Source organism: Elusimicrobiota bacterium (assembly GCA_016721625.1).
GTDB lineage: Bacteria > Elusimicrobiota > Elusimicrobia > FEN-1173 > FEN-1173 > JADKHR01.
In genome coordinates, this window is record JADKHR010000001.1 from 2,074,996 (window position 1) to 2,094,541 (window position 19,546).

A 19,546-nucleotide genomic window follows, 5' to 3' on the forward strand; every position below is an offset into this window, starting at 1 on the left:
CAAGGGTCTTAACTTGTGAAAAAACATTTCGTCACGCCTTCTGAATTCGTCGCGTCCATCGGGTTTGATGGTCGGTTGGCGCCCTACGACCTTGCGGCGTCCATGGCCCATGTGGAAATGTTGGGGCGGCGGCGGATCCTGCCCCGGGGGGATGTCTCCAAAATCGTCGCCGGGCTGAAACGTTTGCTGGCCCGGGTGCGAAAAGGCGGCCGACTGCTCGCCGCCGAAGACGTCCATTTCGCTATCGAAAAAAGCCTCTACAAAGAAATCGGGCCCGTGGCGGGGAAAATGCACACGGCGCGGTCCCGGAACGACCAAACGGTTACCGCCCTCCGTCTCTACCTTCGGGACAAGATCGATGGGATCGACGCCCGTTTGAAAAGTTTGATCGAGGCGTTCCTCCGACAATCGGAGGCAAACGCCTCCGCGGTGATGCCCGGCTATACCCATTTGCAACCGGGCCAACCCATCCTGGTGGCCCACCATCTGCTGGCTTACGGGTGGATGTTCCAGCGGGATCGGGAACGGCTGGCGGACGTCCGCCGGCGGGTGAACCAGCTTCCCCTGGGAGCGGCGGCGCTGGCGGGAACGAGCTTCCCCATTGATCGCCACGGCGTGGCGAAACGGCTGGGGTTCCAGGGGGTCATCCCCAATTCCATGGACGCCGTGAGCGACCGGGACTTCCTGGTGGAATTCCTGGCCGCGGCTTCCCTGGTCATGACGCATCTCTCCCGGTTCGCCGAGGAATTGATCCTTTGGTCCAACCCGTCCTTCGGGTTCGTCCGTCTGGACGACAAATTTACCACGGGGTCCTCCATCATGCCGCAAAAACGGAACCCCGATATGGCGGAACTTTTGCGGGGAAAAACGGGCCGGGTGTTCGGCGACCTGACGGCGCTGTTGACGATCCTCAAAGGCACGCCGCTGGCCTACAACCGGGATTTTCAGGAAGACAAGCCTCCCCTGTTTGACACGGTGGAAACCGTGGAGGCCTGTTTGGACGTGACGGTTCCCATGGTCCGGACGATGAGCGTGGACGGGGAGAAAACCCGCGCGGCCTGTGGCCTGGGGTTTCTGCTCGCCACGGAGGTGGCGGACGGATTGGCGCGTCGGAGTCTTCCGTTCCGGGAAGCCCACGGCGCGGTGGCCCGGGCGGTGCGTTTCGCGGCGGAACGGAAAATCCCGCTGGAAGAAGTTCCGCTTTCCTTCTGGCGGGAACTCGCGCCCCAGGCCGGCCCCTGGATCCTCCAGGCGCTCTCTTTGGATAAGGCGGTGGACGCCCGCCGGTCCTTCGGTGGAACGGCTCCCTCGGAAGTCCGGAAGCAGAGGGCCGCGCTCCGACGGATTTTGGGGTCAAAACCGTGAGGGTCTCTGCCTCCAGGTTTGCGTTTTTCACCTGGTGGCTGGGGCTGGTCGTCTTCGGGACGGCGGGCGTGGCCCGCGCCGCGGGGGACGGAACGCCCGAGCCGGACCGGGTGCTGACGCTGGAGCAAAGCGTTCAAACCGGTCTCCAAAACAGCCAAGCCCTTCTCTCGGCCCGGGACGATGTGCGGATCGCCCAACAACGCATCGTCGAGGCGAGGTCCCTCTATTTTCCAACGCTGGCCTTAAACATGAACGCGTCCCGTTACCGCGCCAACGACCCGGTCGTCCTCCCGGGAGATTTCGGGTCCACGGTGTTGGTCCCCTCCAGCGAACCGGAAAATTTCTACGCCGGCCGCCTGGGCCTCCGCCAGATGATTTACAACGGCGGCCGCAATCAGATGAACCTCCGCCTGGCGGAAGCGGCTTTGGAACAGGCGCGCCTGCGGGAAGAGGAGATCCGCGGCCAGGTGACGGCGGATGGGGTGCAGGCGTTCTTCGACGTTTTGTTGGCGCAAAAGCGTTTGGCCCTGACCCAAGAAACCGAGCGGACCCTGGCGGCCCGGGCGGAAATCGTGCGGCCGGGCGACGAGTTGGCGCGCGGCACCCTGGACGTCCTCCGGACCCGGCTCCGCCGGGAACGGGCCGAACGTCGGCGGGAGGAGGAGCGCGCCACTCTCGCGTTCCTCAGCGCCGTGGGCCTCGAGCTCTATACCCGGGTGGGAATGTCCGGAGAGTTGGAAACGACTCCGGTGCGGGAACCCCTCCCCAAACTGTTGGCCCGTGCTCAGGAAGTCCGACTCGAAATTCGCGGCACGGAATATCAGAGGGAAATCGACCGACTGGCCGTGAACCTGACCGAATCCGAGCGGAACCCCGTGGTGGCCTTCGGCGCCGCCTACGAATTGAACAACGACAGTTTTCCCTTGGACCGGTCCTTCTGGAACGCGACCTTGAACGTGAACCTGCCGATCTTCGACGGGTTCGCCAGCCGGGCGCGAATCCGCCAGACGCGCTTGCTGGCCGACCAGAGCCGGATCTCCCGCGCTTCGGTGGAAGACCGCATCAACCGCGAAGTGCGGGAGACCTATGGGGACGTCCTCTTTTGGCAGTCGGAAATCGAGAACCGAAAAGCGGACCTCGACCGCATCTCGGACCTCGTGACGCGTTTGGGGGCGGGACGGAACGCGGCGGAGCGGGCCCCCATGCTGTCGGAACTGTTGGCGGCGGAAGAGGCCTATTGGGAATCCATACACGGCCATCGGGTGGCGCGGGCTCGGCTGGAGAAAGCCGTGGGTTTGCCCCTGGCTCCATGAACCGCCGGTCCCTGTTGGCCGGATGGCTCTCGATCGGGCTGGCTTTTCCCGCCATCGCCGAGGTTCCGGAACCCCGAACGGCCGGGGCGGTCGTCACGGACGCGCTCTGGCTAAAGCTTCGTTCTTTACCTCCGGCGAAACGGCCTCGGATCGGCCTGGTTCTGTCCGGGGGAGGCGCCCGCGGGTTGGCCCACATCGGGGTGTTAAAGGTGTTGGAGCGGGAAGGCGTTCCCGTGGACCTCGTGGTGGGGACCAGCGTCGGAGCGATTGTGGGAGCCCTGTATGCCGCCGGGGTGCGCACCTCCGAAATTGAAGGCATGGCGGCGGAAGTGGGGTGGGAGCAACTCACCGACCTTTCCTCGGCGCGGGTGGTGCGGCTCCTGGTGTCGGAACGGCTTTTGTCCACGCAAAAGATGGAGAAATACCTCCAGGCCCGGATCGGCGAGAAAACCTTCGCCGATTTAAAAACCGAGTTCGCCTGTCTGGCCACCGATGTGCGCACGGGCGAAGGGGTCGTTCTCCGGGAAGGGAGCGTGGCTTTGGCCGCGCGGGCCAGCGCCACCATGCCGGGGATCTTCGAACCCGTGCCCTTCCGCCATCGTCTGTTGATCGATGGAGGAGTCGTGGACAACGTTCCCACGGAGGTGGCCCGCCGCCTGGGCGCCGACATTCTCCTTTGCGTTTACGTTCCGGTGGACCTCAGCCGAAACAATGTTTCCAACGTGCTCACCATGATGACCCAGGTGCTTTACATTCAAGGCCAGGCCATGAGCGAGGACCGCGTCAAACGGGCGGATTTTCTGATCAAGCCGGAGGTCTCCGACATTTCGGCTTTGGAGTTGTGGCGTTCAAGGGAATGCATGGAGGCCGGACAACGCGCCGCCGAAGCGGCCTGGCCGGAACTCAAGAAACTATTGGTGGAAAAATTGTTTGAACGATCTTTGTCGCCGACGCCACCGGTGGCCAAATAACGTGGGCGCCCGAAGAGTGTCCGCGCGGGGAGGCGGGGTCGGTTTGTTTCTTTTCGTCGTTCTTGTCCCCTTTTGGGTTCAAGCGTCGGAACTCTCCCATCGGGAAAGGGAATCTTTGGCGCGGGAGGCGGAGACGGCGTTTCAGGCCGGGCGGTACGAGGACGCCCGACAGAAATGGAGCGCCGCCCTGGCCGACGGGGCCTCTCGAGCGGAAAAACGCCTCTGGATCCCCGCCCTTGGGCGGGCCTATGAAGCGGAGGGAAACTTCCAGAAGGCGTTGGCTTCTTTTCAGGAAGCCTACGACGCCGCCCCCACGGAAGTCGACCGGATGGTGGATCTGGCTCGGCTCTACGACGCGGTGGAAATGGACGATCAGGCGATCCGCTTTTATGCCGAAGCCCATCAACGGAACCGCGACCGGCGGGACGTTTCCTTGGCGTTGGCCCGGCTCCACAAACAGGGGGGGCGCCTGGCGGAGGCTCGAGGCCTGGCCGACGCCGCCGTGCGGGCCGAACCCCGGGACTTTTCCGCCCAGGAACTTTTGGCCGAGATCGAGGAAGCCCAGGGAAACCTGGGCGACGCCTCGCGCCGCCGGGAATCCATCGTGTCCCAACGTCCGACGGCGGAGGGCTATATGAAACTCGGCTATCTCTGGGCCCGGCAGGACGCCTTTGAGCAGGCGGACATCGCCTTCTCCCGCGCGGAACAGGTCGGGATCGCGGGGCCCGAAGCCCATTTTGAGCAAGCCGTACTGGCCTGGCGGCAGGGAGACCGTCCCCGCGCGGCCCTCTTTATAGAACAGACCGAGAAGATGTCTCCCGGGTATTTTCCCGCTGGTTTTCTCGGGGGTCTGCTGGCGTTGGAGGCGGGGGATACTTCGCGCGCCGAGGCTCGCCTCGACCCCATGGTGGCGCCGGACGCCGAAGCCCGGAAGTGGCGGGATATTTTGGAGGTGGGGATCGTCGGGTACACCGCGGGAGGAAACCCTTGAAAGAAAAACCGTACAGCACGTTTCGTTACCGAAACGGCGATCTTTACGTGGAAGACGTGAAACTTTCCGCTTTGGCCCGCCGGTTCGGGACGCCGCTTTACGTGTATTCAGGAAGCAAGATCCGCTCCCAGTTCGAGGCTTTTGATCGGGCTTTCGCCGCGCACCCCCACACGGTGTGCTACGCCATGAAAGCCAACGGAAACCTGTCGGTGATCCGTCTTTTGGCCCAGGCCGGGGCGGGGGCGGACATTGTTTCCGGGGGGGAACTGTTCCGTGCGCTGAAGGCCGGCGTGGCCCCCCACCGCATCGTTTTTTCGGGGGTCGGGAAAACGAACGAGGAGATGATCTCCGCGCTCAAAGCCGGGATTTTGATGTTCAACGTGGAATCTTCCGAAGAGATGGACGCCTTGGCCCGCGCGGCCCGGCGGTTCGGTAAGCCCGCCCCGATGTCCATCCGGGTGAACCCCAACATCGTGGTGGACACGCACCACCACATCACCACCGGCAAGGCCGAAAACAAGTTCGGTGTCATGATCGCGCATGCCGAGGCGCTCTACCGGCGGGCCGCCAAAAACCCTTGGCTCCGGGTGACGGGGATCCAGGCCCACATCGGGTCCCAGCTCCTGGACGTGCGGCCTTACCGGGAAACGTTGGAAAAACTCCTCCACCTGGTGGACCGGCTGGAACGGGCGGGGATTTCCCTGCGCGTTCTGGACATCGGCGGTGGCCTCGGTGTGTCCTATGCCAACGAGCGCTCCCCCCGCCCCGCCCGGTTGGCGGAACAGCTTTTACCCCTTCTCCGGGGGAGGAAGCTTCATCTGCTTTTCGAGCCCGGCCGGTTCCTGGTGGCCGAGTCGGGCTGTTTGCTGACGAAGGTTCTCTATCGAAAGGAGCCCGGGCACAAAAATTTCGTGATCGTCGACGCCGCCATGAACGACCTGGCCCGCCCGGCGCTCTACGACGCGCACCACCCGCTCTGGCCGCTTCGCCGGGCCCGGGTGGGAACCTATGTGGCGGACGTCGTGGGCCCCATCTGCGAGTCCGGGGATTTTCTGGCGAAAGCCCGGCGCGTGCCGCGCCCCCGGCCCGGTGACGTCTGGGCCGTGATGGCCGCCGGGGCCTACGGTTTTTCCATGAGTTCCCAGTACAACGCCCGTCCCCGCGCGGCCGAGGTTTTGGTTCTGGGCCGGAAGGCGTGGGTCGTCCGGGAACGCGAAACGTTCCGGGACTTGGTCCGCGGAGAAATCATTCCGGAGGCGCTCCGATGAGGAAGCTCCCATTCACCAAAATGCACGGCACGGGCAATGATTTTGTTTTGCTGGACGCTCTGCGCCATCCGGTTCGGGTGACGGCGGTTTTGGCCCGCCGCCTGTGCGACCGGCGGTTCGGCGTGGGCGCGGACCAGGTCCTGGTCCTGGCCAAGTCGAAATCAGCCGACTTCAAAATGTTGATCTATAACGCGGACGGGTCCCAGGTGGAAATGTGCGGCAACGGCATTCGGTGCCTGGCGCGGTACGCCTTCGAGCGGGGCCACACGAACAAGCGGGAACTGTCGGTGGAAACCCTGGCCGGCCTCCGGCGTCCCGTCGTCCAGCGCTCCCTCGTCCGGGTGGACATGGGCCCGCCGATTTTGGACGCGGCGCTCGTCCCCACCCGCGCCCAGGGGCGGGTGATCGATCACCCGTTTTCGCTCCAGCCCTTGCCCGCTTCCCGCCGCGGGAAGGGCGCGGTGAAACTCCAGATGACCTGTCTTTCCATGGGGAACCCCCACGCCGTCATTTTCGTGGAGGACGTGGACGCGGTTCCCCTGGCGGAATGGGGGCCGGTGATGGAGAGCGATCCTTTTTTTCCCCGGCGGACCAACGTGGAATTCGTCCAGGTGAAAGATCCCGACCACGCCCGCGTCCGTGTGTGGGAACGCGGCAGTGGAATAACGCTGGCGTGCGGCACCGGCGCCTGCGCCGTGGGGGTGGCCGGCGTGTTGACGGGGCGGTTTCACCGAAAAGTGACGCTGTCTCTTCCGGGCGGGGACCTCGGCGTGGAATGGGCGGCTGATAACCGGGTGTATCTCACGGGCCCGGCGGCCTTCGTTTTCGACGGAACGTTCGACCTCTAAGGAGCGATTATGTTTGAAGGTTCAGCGGTGGCGTTGGTGACGCCGTTTTCCAACGGCGCGGTGGACGAAAAGAAGTTGGCCGAGTTGGTGGAGTTTCAAATCGAGGCGGGAACCTCGACCCTCGTCCCCTGCGGGACCACGGGCGAATCCGCCACGCTCTCCCACGCGGAACACGGGCGGGTGATCGAGCTCGTGATTAAATTTGCCCGCAAGCGCGTGCGGGTGTTGGCCGGCGCGGGATCCAACTCCACCTCCGAGGCCGTGGCCCTCACGCGCCACGCCAAAGAGGCCGGTGCCGACGGGGCCCTCCACATCACGCCCTATTACAACAAACCCACTCCGCGCGGGTTGGTCGAGCATTTCCGCGCCGTGGCCCGGGCGGCGGATCTCCCCATCGTGCTTTACAACGTCCCCGGCCGCACCGGCGTCAACATGCTCCCGGCCACGGTGATCGAACTGGCCCGTTTGGAAAAAAACATCGTGGGGATCAAGGAAGCGTCCGGAAGTTTGGACCAGGCGACGGAAATCGCCGGGGCGCTGGGCGACTCCTTTGAACTTATTTCCGGCGACGATTCCCTCACCCTCCCGATCCTGAGCGTGGGCGGGAAAGGCGTCATCTCCGTGGTCGCCAACCTGGTTCCCAAGGACGTCTCCTCCCTCTGCGCCGCGGGGTTGCGGGGGGACTGGGTGGAGGCCCGTCGCCTCCACCACAAGCTTTACCCGCTCGCCAAGGCGATGTTCATAGAGACGAGCCCCATCCCGCTGAAGACGGCCATGGGGTGGCTGGACCTTTGCTCGCCGGACCTTCGTCTTCCTCTCGTCCCGTTGGAAAAGCCGAACCAGGACAAACTGGAAAAGGTCCTTCGGGAGTATGGTCTGGTGGCCCCTCGACGGAAACACCCGGTCTGTTGACATGGCTCCGCTCAAGCTCGGGGTGATCGGCGTGGGGGGCCGCATGGGCCGCGCCATCCTGGAGCTGGCTCTCCAAGACCCCCACGTGCGGCTGGCCGCGCTTCTGGAAGCCCCCGGGAGCGCCGCCGTGGGCGAGACACAGAACGGATTCCGGGTGACGGACGACGTGGCCGCGTCTTTGCCGGGGGTGGACGCTCTGATCGACTTCACCGCGCCCGCGGCCAGCGTGGCCCACGCGGCTCTCGCGGCCCGGGGGTCGGTTCCCATCGTGATCGGAACGACGGGGGTGGACGAAGGGGGACGGAAGGCCTTGGCGGAAGCCGCCCGCCGGATCCCGGTGGTTTTCTCCCCGAACATGAGCCTGTCGGCGAACGTCTTGTTCGACGCGGCGGAACGAATGGCCGCCCTCTTGCCGGACTACGACGCGGAAATTTTGGAAACGCACCACAGTCGAAAGAAAGACGCTCCGTCGGGAACGGCCCAGCGTTTAGCCGACGCCGTTCAGCGCGGCCGGAAGGCGGGCCGCTTCGTCTATGGCCGCCAGGGGCTCGTGGGGGAGCGGAAGAAGGACGAGATCGGCGTCCACGCCGTGAGGGGCGGCGACGTGGTGGGGGACCACACGGTCCTTTTTCTCGGGAACGGAGAGCGGATCGAACTCGTTCACCGCGTCACCTCGCGCACCGCTTTCGCGGCGGGCGCCCTCGCCGCCGCCAAGTGGGTCATCGGCAAGCCCGCCGGGCTCTACGACATGCGGGACGTGTTGGGGTTGAACAAAGCGTGACGTTGCCGCGAAACCGGTTCTGCCGGTTTGAATGGGAGGGCACGGTCCGCTGGGGGGTGGTGGAGGGAAACTCCGTTGAGGAAATTCTTCCCGATCCCTTCGGGCCCTTTGAAGGGACGGGCGTTCGGTGGCCGCTTCAGACGGTTCGCCTGCGGGCCCCCGTTCAACCGAGCAAGATCGTGGCGGTAGGGGTCAACTACGCCGACCACGCCAAGGAGTTCGGCCATACGCCGCCCGCCGAACCGTTGATTTTTTTGAAACCCCCCAGCGCGGTGATCGGACCGGGAGAGGCCATCCGTTGTCCCCGCCGGTCGAAACAGGTGGATTTCGAAGCGGAGATCGCCGTGGTGATCGGCCGCCGGGCGCGGTCGGTTTCCGTCCGCCGCGCTTTGGACTATGTTCTCGGCTACACGCTCATGAACGACGTGACGGCCCGGGACCTCCAGCGTTCCGACGGCCAATGGACCCGGGCCAAGGGGTTCGACACCTTCGCTCCCCTGGGCCCTTGGATCGCGACGGGGCTGTCTCCCCGCGATCTCAAAATTCAGGCCACCGTGAACGGCCGACGCCGCCAATCGTCGTCGACGAAACAGTTGATTTTCGACGTTCCCGCGCTGGTGTCTTTCGTGAGCGGGGTCATGACCTTGGAACCGGGCGACGTGATTTCCACCGGGACCCCGGCGGGCGTCGGCCCTTTGAAACCGGGGGATTTGGTGGAGGTCCGTTGCCCCTCCATCGGGCGGCTCCAAAACCGGGTGGCGCGGGCGTGATCGGCCGGGCCTGGAAACGGGTCCTGTCGCTTTGGGAAGACGGGGCGGCCGACGGAGAGCCGGTCTACGATCCCGTGCACGTGGCGGCCGTCGTCGTCGGATGTCTGCTGGCCCTGGGGGTCCTCTTCTGGGTTCTCTGGGGTTTCCTGGTCTGCGAGGGCGGGCTCTTCACGAAAATCCTCCCGTTCCTTCAGGTCGTGTTCACGTCGAAAACGTTAAAAGATTTCGGTTATGAGGGCGCGCCCTACGCTTTGGGGATTTTCGAGGGATGGATCATTAATCTGAGCGCCCTGGGGATGTCCTTGGCTCTTTTGGCCGGCGGCTGGCGGGTGTTCCGCTCCCTTCCCCCGGAACGCCGGAATCCATAATCTTTCGGTGGCTCTTGTGAAACATGTTTTTCTTGTTTTTCGAAACCGCATCGACCGGCGTTTTCCGCCGAAGGAGTGTCTTCCATGAACCTTTCCCCTTCCGACCGTTTGGGTCGACTGCCGCCCTATTTGTTCGCCGCCATCGACGCGGCCAAGAAAGCCGCCCAGGAAAAAGGTGCGGACATCATTTCGTTGGGGGTCGGCGATCCGGACCTGCCCACCCCGCCCCACATCGTCGCGGCGGGCCAAGCCGCCCTGGCGAACCCGGCCAACCACCAATACCCCTTCGGCGCGGGCCTCCTAGGGTTCCGCCAGGCCGTGGCCCGGTGGTATAAAGCCCGTTTCCACGTGGACTTGGACCCGGCCACCGAAATCCACGCGTTGATCGGGTCCAAGGACGGGCTCACGCACTTGCCCCTGGCTTTCCTCAACCCCGGCGACACGGCCATCGTGCCCGAACCGGCTTACCCGGCCTATAACGCGTCCATCCTCTTGGCGGGGGGGGAAACCCATTTCGTCCCTCTGTTGGAGGAGAACGGATTTCTCCCCGACCTGGCCGCGATTCCAAAATCGGTCCTGGCTTCCGCGAAACTGTTTTATCTCAATTATCCCTCCAACCCTCTTTCGGTCACGGCGCCCCGGACCTTCTATGAATCCGTCGTTCGCCTGGCGCGGGACCACCGGTTCCTGGTGGTCCACGACGCGGCCTATTCCGAAATGTATTACGAGGAGCCGCCCTTGTCTTTCCTCGAAATCCCCGGGGCCAAGGACGTGGGGATTGAATTCCATTCCTGCTCCAAAACCTACAACATGACGGGGTGGCGCGTGGGCTGGGTGTGCGGAAACGCCGAGGCCGTCCGCACGCTGGGCCGGCTGAAGGATAACTTTGACTCCGGGGTGTTCCAGGCGGTTCAGGAGGCGGGCGTCGCCGCGCTGACCGGGCCCCAGGATGGCGTGGCCGAGATGCGCCGGATTTATCGCGAACGCCGCGACCTGTTCGTGCCGAAACTTCGCGCCTTGGGTTGGCGGGTGACCAATCCGCCGGCCACGTTCTACGTGTGGGCGCGTACCCCGGCGGGGTTCACCTCGGCCCAAACGGCGGAGCGTCTCCTTCAAGAGGCCCACATCGTGTGCACGCCCGGAAACGGTTTCGGCCCTTCCGGGGAAGGATACGTTCGGTTCGCCCTCACGGTTCCCACGGCGCGCCTGGAACTCGCCCTGGAGCGGATCGGTCGAATGAAGTGGACGCATTAACGGAACGAACCCGTTTATCGTCGTGAACTCTTCTTCCCGCCGAGGGGCGGTTCGGATCGCCTTGGCGGCGGTTCTCTTCGGTCTGCTGGGGGCCATGGTCAAGAGCCTGTCCGCGGATCTGCCCAGCGCCATGATCGTGTTCTTCCGGAACGCGGTGGGTCTCCTGGCCCTGCTCCCGTTCCTCCGGGGCTCGGGGGGGCTCCGCACCCAAAACTTCGGCGGCCATTTCGCCCGATCGCTGGCCGGCGTGGCCTCCATGTACCTTTCCTTCTATTCCATTGGACGGATGCGGTTGGCGGACGCCTATGTTCTGGCTTACACCGCACCGCTTTTCATGCCGTTCCTGGCCCGCGGGTGGTTGGGAGAGCCCCTCTCTCGCCGCGTCGGGGTGGCGTTGGCTCTGGGGTTCGGGGGCGTCCTCCTCCTGCTCAAACCGGGTTGGGGGGTGTTTCAGCCGGTGGCTCTGGTGGCCCTGGCGTCGGGCTTCCTGTCCGCCGTGGCCCAGGTCGGTATCCGCCAGTTGACGCGAACGGAACCCCCCGTCCGCATCGTGTTTTATTTCGGGCTCATCGCGACGGCCCTCACCGCTCCGCCGCTGGCGGGCGTATGGACCGCGCCGTCCGGTCGGACGTGGATCGTTTTAGGGGTTTTGGGCGCGGTGGCCACGGCGGCCCAACTGATCATGACGGAAGGCTATCGGCTCGCATCCCCGGGCGACGTGGGGGCTCTGATGTATCTCGCCGTGGCCGTGGCCGGCGTGGCCGACTGGATCCTCTGGCGGCGCTTGCCGGATCCCGTCTCTCTGGCGGGAATCGGATTCATCATGGCCGCGGGCGCGTGGATCCTTCGGGCGGTCCCCCCGGCGCGGCCGGCCGTCCCTCTTTCTCCAGTGCCATGAACCTCCGCTTCGTCCTCGTCCGACCCCGAAACCCCCTGAACATCGGCGCCGCGGCGCGCGCCATGGCGAACTTCGGGTTCAACGACCTCGTGGTCGTCAAACCCTTTGCCCCCGTCTGGCGGGAGACGACCTCCGCGGTGGGCGCGGAACAGTTGGTGCGCGAAGCCCGGGCTTTCTCCTCCATCGACGAAGCCATCGCCGACTGCCATCTCGTGGTCGGCACCACGGCGCTCCGGGCGCGGCGGCTGGAGCGGCCCGTGGTGTCCCTTCCGAATCTCGCGGACTATTTGGCCCGGGAAGACCCCTCCCCCTGGCGGAAGAAAAGAGGGGAAACGTTCCAAACGGCGATCCTCTTCGGCCCGGAGAAAACGGGTCTCTCCACTCCCTATCTGGAACGGTGCCATTTCTGGTTGACCATCCCCACGGACCCCGCCTGTCCCTCCATGAACATGGGCCAATCCGTGGCCCTCTGCGCCTACGAATGGGCCCGGAGTCTCCATCGCTTGGCTCCCCGGCCGCTTCCCGGCCCCTCCTCCTTGGCCACCACCGGAGATCTCGATCGCCTGGTGCGCCAGGTCATGGATTTGTTCGAAGCCGCCGACTACCTTCCCTTTCTGCCCCGATCCTCCCAGGAGCGGAAAGTCCGCCGCCTCTTTCAGCGATGGCGGATCCACCGCCAGGACGTCCAATTGATGCATGGACTCTTCCGGTTTCTCCTGCAGGGTCTGGCCGGAGATTCTCCCCGTGGCCGCTGAACGGGTGTTCGTGGGGTTGGGCTCCAACGTGGGCCGTCGGCTGGTGTTCCTCCGGCGGGCGGTGCGGGCCTTGGGCCGGGTTCCCGGGGTTCGGGTCATTCGGGTTTCTCCCGTCTATGAAACGGCCCCGGTCGGGCCCCGTCAACGGGATTTCTTGAACGCGGCGGTGGAACTGCGTTTCAGGGGCGAACCGTTGGCTCTGTTGGGTCACTTGAAATCCATCGAACAAAACCTGGGGCGCCGCCGGCGAAAGCGCTGGGGGCCCCGGGAGATCGACCTGGATTTGATTTTTTTCGGCCAACGCCGTTGTTGCGCGGCGCTTCAACTGCCCCACCCCCGTTGGAAAGAACGTAAATTCGTCGTTTGGCCCCTGACCGACATCGCGGCGCGGTTCAAAGACCCGACCGATGGGCGTTCCCTGGCGCACACCCGTCAAAAATTGACAGGTTCGGACCAAAGCATTAGACTGTACGAACGGTCCCTCCGATGACGAAAAAACCAGTCGCCCGCCCCGAAAAAGTGACGGTTCGTACCCTCCGGGAAATGAAACGGAAGGGAGAAAAAATCGTCGCTCTCACCGCCTACGACGCCCCCATGGCGCGCCTTTTGAACCGGGCCGCCGTGGACGTGATTTTGGTGGGCGATTCCGTCGGCAACGTCAAACTCGGTTTTTCGAACACTCTTCCCGTGACTCTGGACGATATGCTCCACCACACCCGCGCCGTTCGGCGGGGAAACAGCCGGGCGTTTCTCGTGGCCGATATGCCCTTCCTTTCCTACGAGTTCGATCCCAAGGACGCCGTGCGCCAGGTGGGGCGCCTGATCAAAGAAGGTGGCGCCGAAGCCGTGAAAGTCGAAGGTGCGGGCGCCATCCTTCCGTCGATCCGGGCGCTGGTGGCCGCCAACGTTCCGGTGGTGGGCCATCTGGGATTGACCCCGCAATCCGTGCACCGATTGGGGGGCTATCGGGTACAGGGCCGCGTCCGCCGGGAGGCGGCGGTTTTGGTGCGGGAAGCCCGACGGTTGGAGTCCGCCGGGGTGGTCGCCTTGGTGCTGGAAGCCGTGCCCGAGGCCCTCGCCCGACGGGTCACCCGCGCGCTCAAGATCCCGACGATCGGGATCGGAGCCGGGGTTGGAACCGACGGACAGATTTTGGTTTTGGACGACCTCCTGGGTTTTTCGGACGCCCCGGCGCCCCGCTTCGTTAAACCCTATGCCGCCCTCTGGGCCGAAGCTCTCTCCGCTGTCCGGCGCTATGGGGCGGACGTTCGCTCCTCCCGGTTCCCCGGCGCCGGGCAGACCTACCACTGATGCCCGGTTCCCTCCACCCATGAGGGATATCCTGTTCGTTCTCCCGTTTCTTGTCGTCGGGGCGATCTTGTTCTGGGGGTGGTACACCTCGGGTCTTGTCCTGCACGGCGAGCGAGATCCGCTCACCGCGACGCCCCGAACCTTCGGCCTTCCCTATCGGGAGGAATCATTTTCCTCCGAAGACGGCGTCCCCTTGCGCGCCTGGTTCGTGCCGAGTTCCAAGCCCACCGACACGACCCTGGTCGTCTGTCACGGGTGGGGAGCGAACCGCTCCGACGTTCTGGAGCGGACCCATTTCTTGTCGGGCCGGGGCGGGTACCACTTGTTTTTCTTCGATTTCAGAAACCACGGGGAAAGCGGGGCGGGACGTTCGTCCCTTTCCCGTTACGAGGCGGGGGACCTGCGGGCCGCGCTCGCGCACCTGCGGGCCGCCCACCCGGCGGAGGCGGCGCGCGTCGGATTCTACGGGATGTCCATGGGCGCGGCGGTTTGTCTCTGGGTGGCCGCCCAGGACGCCGGGGTTGCGGCGGTCGCGGCCGAAAGTCCTTACAGCGATTTTAACGGCGCCGTCACGCGATTTGGTCGAATTTTCTACCACACCCCTCCTCTCCTTTCCCGGCTCACCCTGTGGTTTGTCCGTCGGCGTCTCGGGTTCGACCCCAACGAATACGCGCCCATCCTCGCCGTCGGGCGGTTGGCTCCCCGGCCCCTGTTCCTTCTCCAAGGGGAGGAAGACGGCCGAACCCCGCCGGAAGAAGGCCGACGTCTTTTTCAGGCGGCAGGGGAGCCCCGGACGATCTGGACGGTCCCGGGCGCGGATCACGGGGAGGTGGCGGAGGTGGGGGGTCGGGATTACCAGGATCGAGTGCTCGCTTTTTTTGACGGCGTGTTCGGGCCCCGTTCATGAAAATTCTGCGCGATCTTGGGGCCCTGCGGGCCACCGTGCGGTCGTGGCGCCGGGCGGACCGGTCCGTGGGTTTGGTCCCCACCATGGGCGCCCTGCATGAGGGGCACGCCTCCTTGATCCGCCGGGCCCATGGGGAAAACGACGTGGTGGTCGTTTCCATTTTCGTGAATCCGACCCAGTTCGGCCCCCGGGAGGATTTTACCCGTTACCCCCGCCCGTTCCATCGGGACGCCGCTCTCTGCCGGCGGGAAGGCGCGGCGGCGATCTTCGCCCCGTCGGCCGACGAACTTTACCCCGCCGGCTTCGACACCTGGGTGACCTCGGATAAACTTTCCGCCCCCCTCTGCGGCGCCTTCCGCCCGGGCCACTTTCGGGGGGTGGCCACGGTGGTGCTCAAACTGATGAACCTGGTCCAACCCGCCCGGGCCTATTTCGGGGAAAAAGATTTTCAACAATGTCGGGTCATCCAAAAGATGGTGCGGGACCTGGACGTCCCGGTTCAGGTGGTCCCCTGTCCGACGGTTCGCGAGCCTTCGGGTCTCGCCCTCTCCAGCCGGAACGCCTTCCTCTCTCCCGGTGATCGGGCCGCGGCCCCGCTCCTGCGCCGCGCTTTACGGGTGGCCGGTCAAGTGTTAAAATCCCGACGGAATCTTTCCGAGGCACGGCGGGCGGCCCGGGACGTGGTGCGGAAAATCCCGGGGGCCAAAATCCAGTATCTGGACATCGTCGACCCGGAAACCCTGGCGCCTCTTTCCCGCGCCGGGGGTCCCGCCCTGGTCGCCGCCGCGGTGTTCGTGGGCCCCACGCGGCTGATCGACAACGAACGAGTGATGTAAGAAAATGTCCGAGGAGGCCCGCCGTCCGTCCGGGGGATCGTTTCCCTGTTTCGTCTGTCGGCATTTCACTTTCCTATGATGCCTCTCCTCTCCCGTTTATGGCAGGGCTCCTTTGTCCACCTGGTGGACATCGCGCTCGTCGCCTTCCTTATTTACCGCGTCCTGCTCCTCATTCAAGGAACGCGGGCCGTTCAGGTGCTTCGGGGTCTCGTGATCCTCGCTCTGGGGACGTTTCTGGTGGAGCACGTGCTTGGACTTCCGACGCTCGGGTGGTTGCTCCGAACCTTCTGGATGGCGTGGGCCGTGGTGCTGGCGGTGGTCTTTCAGCCGGAACTGCGCGCGCTCCTCGCGCAACTGGGAAGCCGGCGGCTCGGCCGGGTGCTCATCCCCCAGGAACTCCGTTTTATCGATGAGATCATCGACGCCTTGCGGGAAGGCGCGGCCGGCCGCGTGGGAATGCTGATCGTTTTGGAGCAGGAAACGGGCCTCCGCAATTTCATCAGCACCGGAACGATCATCAACGGCGAGGTCACCCGCGATCTGTTGTTGACGATTTTTTATCCCCACACGCTTTTGCACGACGGCGCGGCGATTTTGCGGGAGGACCGCCTGGTGTCGGCGGGATGCGTTTTGCCCCTGTCCAACGATCCGGAGTTGGCGAGAATCATGGGCACCCGCCACCGGGCGGCCTTGGGGGTGAGCGAAATTTCCGACGCCATCGTTCTGGTCTTAAGCGAAGAAACGGGGACGGTGTCCATGGTGCGGAACGGGAAGATTGAGCGGGACCTGAAACTCGAGGATCTGGCGGAACGCCTGCGGGACTTCTATCGGTCCCTGGGGGAGAAGGGTCTCCTCCGTCGGCGGTCCCGGGAGCCGGACCTATGATTCGTTGGAAACGGAACTGGGAACTGAAGCTGATGGCCGTCCTTCTTTCTCTTTTTCTGTGGCTGGCCTTGCGCCTAAGCCCGAGCGTTCCGCCGCCGGCCCCGTGGCCCGCCGGCGCGGAGGAGCCTCGCTGAGAAAGGAATGAGTCGTTTCAGCCGTAGGATCCCTCCCCTGGATAAGGGGAGGGCGAGGGAGGGGTGGCTTTCAAACCTGGAGGTCCCCGTGTGCGGCCGAACCGAATAAGCAACGATCGCGCCAGGAGGAGGACATCGATGAGATCCAAGGGAACGCGAGGAACGAAATAACGTGCGAAAACTTTTCGGAACGGACGGCGTGCGCGGGGTGGCGGGCCGATGGCCGTTGACCCCGGCGTTTGTCCGTCGTCTCGGCTGGGCGACGGGGACTGTCCTGGCGGAACGGGAGCCGCGACGTCCGCGGGCCCTTTTTGTCGTCCGCGACACCCGCGCCTCGGGGCCGGTTTTGGTTCGCGCTTTGGCGGAAGGTTTGGGCGCGGCGGGTTTTCGTGTTTTGGACGGCGGCGTTTTGCCGACCCCCGCCGTCGCCGCCCTCTTGCCCACCTTGCCCGCGGCCGCGGGCGCGGTTCTTTCGGCCTCACACAATCCCGCGGCGCACAACGGCGTCAAGCTCTTCGGCCCCGGCGGTTTGAAACTGGACGACCGGTGGGAAGAGGCCATCGAACAGCGGGCGCTCTCCAACGATTCGATGCCCGTCCCCCGGGCGCGCGTGAAACCGTGTCCGGGCGCGCGGGAAAGCTACCTTCAGTTTCTCCTCCGGGGTTGGCCCGCCGGAGCGTCCCTGCGCGGCGTTCCGATCGTGCTCGATTGCGCCCACGGCGCCACCAGCGACGTGGCTCCTCGGCTCTTCCGCCGATTGGGCGCTCGGGTCACGGTCCTTTCGGCGTCGCCCACGGGGCGGAACATCAACCTTCATTGCGGCGCCCTTCACCCCGAGGCGCTCGCCCGCGCCGTTCGCCGCACGGGCGCCCGGCTGGGCGTGGCGTTCGATGGGGACGGCGACCGCGCGATCTTCGTGGACGAGGCGGGTCATCCCCGGGACGGGGACGCGGTCCTCTTGGCCGCCGCACGACAGTGGCGGGCCCGGGGACGGTTGAGGGATGGAACCGTGGTCGTCACGGTCATGAGCAACCTGGGTCTTCTGCGCGCCTTGGAGGCGCTGGGCCTCCGGACGGAAGTCACGGCCGTGGGAGACCGGTATGTGTGGCAGGGTATGCGGAAAACCGGCGCGCGGCTGGGCGGGGAACCGTCGGGGCACGTGATCTTTCGGGATTTCCTCCCGACGGGGGACGGTATTTTAACCGCTCTTCAAGTGGCGGCGCTCTTGGTGGAGACGGGACGGAATTTTTCCGCTCTGACGTCCTTGGCTGTCCATTATCCCCAGGTGCTGGTGAACGTTCCCGTGCGGGAAAGGCGCCCGTTGGAGGCGATCCCAGGTTTCGCCCGAACGCTGGCCCAGGTGAACGCCGCCCTGGGCGACACCGGCCGAACCCTGGTTCGCTATTCCGGAACCGAACCCCTGCTCCGCATCATGATCGAAGGCCCCGACCGCGCCGTCATCCAGTCCCATGCCGACGAGCTGGCCCGTCTGGTCCGCGCCGCGTCCGTTTAGTTCCCGACTCCCCGCACCCGTTCATAGAGCGCGATCTCGCCGGAGGGCGTGACGGTGCGCCGCCGGAAGAAGGCGGGGTCTTTCAACCATCCTTCCGTTTCCCTCAAGGCCCGCATCGTGGGGTTCCCCTCCCGGGTGAAGCCAAGGTCCAAGCGCTTTTTCCAAAGCACGTAACGGATCCCCCGTCGGTCCAGTTCCCGGGTGAAGGCGGCGGCGTCGGTTTCAACCGGCAGAGGCTGGAACAATCGCCCCGTGTGGAGGAGGTCCGTCCCGTAAAAGGCGCCGGCAAATCGGTCGCCCGGACCCGTGTGGGTTTGAATCCAGGAATAGGTCGTCGCCAACTCCGTCGGCAGGTTCCCAGAGTCCGCCCTGAAAAGAAAAAGGCCCTGGCCCAAGAACGCCGTCAGAGCCGGGACCATCAAGACCGCCGCGATGGTTTTAGGTTGGCGTTCTATCCATGGGAGGGGAACGGACTGCAGGGCCGCCGCCCAAACGAAAGGAAGAAGGGGGACCCCATACCGATCGTACCACCAGGGCCAGAGCAGGTGCATGCCCAGGCTGAAGGCGAGGAAGAGATCCGCCGCTTGCCACGGACGGCGTCGGAGCGCGGCCATGGTTCCTGCGACCGCCGCTCCGGCCAGGGCGAGTCCGGAGGCCAGGGCCCAGTCGGTTCGGGCCCAGGGAAGCGGTAAAAGGGTCTGACCCAGGGTCTGGAGGAAGGTGCGGAGGTTGGTGAGCGCGTTGGTCCAGATCATGGCCGGGGTGGCGCCGGCGTAGAGCGTTCGCAGTTCGTTGGTTTCCTGAACCCCGCCTCCCGCTCGGCTCCACAGCCACCAGAGGGCGAAACCCCCCAGGGGAATCGCCGAGGCCCAAGCCAGATCCCGCCACCGTTTGCGAACCGCGAGAGCGATCCAGAGGGCGACCCACAAGGGGGTGGCCGCGGGCCGGATCAGATAGGCGGCCAAAAGGCCGCCGCCCAGAAGGATCCCGGACCGGTCGAACGATAACAGCACCAAAAGCGCGGCGCAGAGGAACGGACCTTCCGGCATGACGACGCCGCTCCGGGACAGGACGAGGGGGTTGAGGGCGAACAGCAGAGTGAGCGCCAAAGCCACGGGTTCCGGCCAACGCCGGCGGAGCCACCACCAGAGAAGCGGCACGCATGCGGCGAGGAAAAGCGCGGCCGCCTGTTGGTAGGCCCAAAAGGCGTCGGGACCCACGGCCGCCACGGGGGCCAGGAGGGCGGGCCAACCCGGGGTCGTTTGGAGGATGGAGGGACGGCCCGGCAGAAACCACCAGCGGTAGTGGCCTTCGGCCACGGATTGGGCGGCCAGGACGTACAGGGCATCGTCGTGCTCCCGGCCCAAAAAGCCCTGGGGGCACGCCGCCCACACCGCGGCGGTGGCCGCCGCCACAACCGTCGGAATAAAAACTCGGGAAATCCTCATCGGCTGGCATCATAGCGA

21 protein-coding genes are annotated in these 19,546 nt (G+C 65.1%); 20 read left to right on the plus strand and 1 reads right to left on the minus strand.

Annotated elements, in window-relative coordinates; all coding sequences use genetic code 11:
• Nucleotides 1–15 precede the first annotated feature (15 nt).
• From argH to glmM, 20 genes are all read left to right on the plus strand, one after another.
• Entirely contained in the window at nt 16–1,365 is a 1,350-nt protein-coding gene (gene argH, locus IPP35_09035) for an argininosuccinate lyase (GenBank protein ID MBL0059234.1), read from the plus strand.
• Nucleotides 1,362–2,678 carry a TolC family protein gene (locus IPP35_09040; GenBank protein ID MBL0059235.1) on the plus strand — a complete coding sequence of 439 codons (1,317 nt, stop codon included), beginning with the start codon at nt 1,362–1,364 and terminating at the stop codon, nt 2,676–2,678. The genes argH and IPP35_09040 overlap by 4 nt, the downstream gene beginning before the upstream one ends.
• Nucleotides 2,675–3,649 carry a patatin-like phospholipase family protein gene (locus IPP35_09045; protein ID MBL0059236.1) on the plus strand — a complete coding sequence of 325 codons (975 nt, stop codon included), beginning with the start codon at nt 2,675–2,677 and terminating at the stop codon, nt 3,647–3,649. Before IPP35_09040 ends, IPP35_09045 begins: the two co-directional genes overlap by 4 nt.
• 43 nt (nt 3,650–3,692) lie before the next feature.
• Entirely contained in the window at nt 3,693–4,640 is a 948-nt protein-coding gene (locus IPP35_09050) for a tetratricopeptide repeat protein (GenBank protein ID MBL0059237.1), read from the plus strand.
• Nucleotides 4,637–5,908 (plus strand): diaminopimelate decarboxylase, encoded by a 1,272-nt coding sequence (lysA, locus tag IPP35_09055; protein ID MBL0059238.1) that lies wholly within the window; start codon nt 4,637–4,639, stop codon nt 5,906–5,908. The genes IPP35_09050 and lysA overlap by 4 nt, the downstream gene beginning before the upstream one ends.
• Nucleotides 5,905–6,756: a diaminopimelate epimerase gene (locus IPP35_09060; GenBank protein ID MBL0059239.1), complete on the plus strand. Its 852-nt coding sequence runs from the start codon at nt 5,905–5,907 to the stop codon at nt 6,754–6,756. Before lysA ends, IPP35_09060 begins: the two co-directional genes overlap by 4 nt.
• Before the next feature lie 9 nt (nt 6,757–6,765).
• Nucleotides 6,766–7,668: a 4-hydroxy-tetrahydrodipicolinate synthase gene (locus IPP35_09065; GenBank protein MBL0059240.1), complete on the plus strand. Its 903-nt coding sequence runs from the start codon at nt 6,766–6,768 to the stop codon at nt 7,666–7,668.
• A 1-nt stretch (nt 7,669) separates the two neighbouring features.
• A complete protein-coding gene (locus IPP35_09070) occupies nt 7,670–8,449 on the plus strand; it encodes a 4-hydroxy-tetrahydrodipicolinate reductase (GenBank protein ID MBL0059241.1) in 780 nt (259 codons plus the stop codon).
• Nucleotides 8,450–8,451: 2 nt separating this feature from the next.
• Complete coding sequence (locus tag IPP35_09075) at nt 8,452–9,219, plus strand: fumarylacetoacetate hydrolase family protein (GenBank protein MBL0059242.1); 768 nt, start codon at nt 8,452–8,454, stop codon at nt 9,217–9,219.
• Nucleotides 9,174–9,587, plus strand: a complete 414-nt coding sequence (locus IPP35_09080) for a hypothetical protein (protein ID MBL0059243.1) — start codon at nt 9,174–9,176, stop codon at nt 9,585–9,587. The genes IPP35_09075 and IPP35_09080 overlap by 46 nt, the downstream gene beginning before the upstream one ends.
• 75 nt (nt 9,588–9,662) lie before the next feature.
• On the plus strand, nt 9,663–10,841 hold the full coding sequence (locus IPP35_09085; GenBank protein ID MBL0059244.1) for an LL-diaminopimelate aminotransferase: 1,179 nt from the start codon (nt 9,663–9,665) through the stop codon (nt 10,839–10,841).
• Nucleotides 10,842–10,863: 22 nt separating this feature from the next.
• A complete protein-coding gene (locus IPP35_09090) occupies nt 10,864–11,739 on the plus strand; it encodes an EamA family transporter (GenBank protein ID MBL0059245.1) in 876 nt (291 codons plus the stop codon).
• Nucleotides 11,736–12,494 carry an RNA methyltransferase gene (locus IPP35_09095; protein ID MBL0059246.1) on the plus strand — a complete coding sequence of 253 codons (759 nt, stop codon included), beginning with the start codon at nt 11,736–11,738 and terminating at the stop codon, nt 12,492–12,494. The genes IPP35_09090 and IPP35_09095 overlap by 4 nt, the downstream gene beginning before the upstream one ends.
• On the plus strand, nt 12,484–12,984 hold the full coding sequence (gene folK / locus IPP35_09100; GenBank protein ID MBL0059247.1) for a 2-amino-4-hydroxy-6-hydroxymethyldihydropteridine diphosphokinase: 501 nt from the start codon (nt 12,484–12,486) through the stop codon (nt 12,982–12,984). Before IPP35_09095 ends, folK begins: the two co-directional genes overlap by 11 nt.
• Nucleotides 12,981–13,805, plus strand: coding sequence for a 3-methyl-2-oxobutanoate hydroxymethyltransferase (panB, locus tag IPP35_09105; GenBank protein ID MBL0059248.1), 825 nt, complete (start codon nt 12,981–12,983; stop codon nt 13,803–13,805). The genes folK and panB overlap by 4 nt, the downstream gene beginning before the upstream one ends.
• Before the next feature lie 19 nt (nt 13,806–13,824).
• Nucleotides 13,825–14,712, plus strand: a complete 888-nt coding sequence (locus IPP35_09110; GenBank protein ID MBL0059249.1) for an alpha/beta fold hydrolase — start codon at nt 13,825–13,827, stop codon at nt 14,710–14,712.
• Nucleotides 14,709–15,548 (plus strand): pantoate--beta-alanine ligase, encoded by an 840-nt coding sequence (locus tag IPP35_09115; GenBank protein ID MBL0059250.1) that lies wholly within the window; start codon nt 14,709–14,711, stop codon nt 15,546–15,548. Before IPP35_09110 ends, IPP35_09115 begins: the two co-directional genes overlap by 4 nt.
• A 75-nt stretch (nt 15,549–15,623) precedes the next feature.
• Nucleotides 15,624–16,433, plus strand: coding sequence for a TIGR00159 family protein (locus IPP35_09120; GenBank protein ID MBL0059251.1), 810 nt, complete (start codon nt 15,624–15,626; stop codon nt 16,431–16,433).
• Nucleotides 16,430–16,567 carry a hypothetical protein gene (locus IPP35_09125; GenBank protein ID MBL0059252.1) on the plus strand — a complete coding sequence of 46 codons (138 nt, stop codon included), beginning with the start codon at nt 16,430–16,432 and terminating at the stop codon, nt 16,565–16,567. The genes IPP35_09120 and IPP35_09125 overlap by 4 nt, the downstream gene beginning before the upstream one ends.
• A 172-nt stretch (nt 16,568–16,739) precedes the next feature.
• Nucleotides 16,740–18,080: a phosphoglucosamine mutase gene (gene glmM, locus IPP35_09130; protein MBL0059253.1), complete on the plus strand. Its 1,341-nt coding sequence runs from the start codon at nt 16,740–16,742 to the stop codon at nt 18,078–18,080.
• Here the strand turns inward: glmM and IPP35_09135 are convergent.
• On the minus strand, nt 18,077–19,528 hold the full coding sequence (locus IPP35_09135) for a hypothetical protein (GenBank protein ID MBL0059254.1): 1,452 nt from the start codon (nt 19,526–19,528) through the stop codon (nt 18,077–18,079). The two genes, glmM and IPP35_09135, sit on opposite strands and share 4 nt — an antisense overlap.
• Between the last annotated feature and the right edge of the window lie 18 nt (nt 19,529–19,546).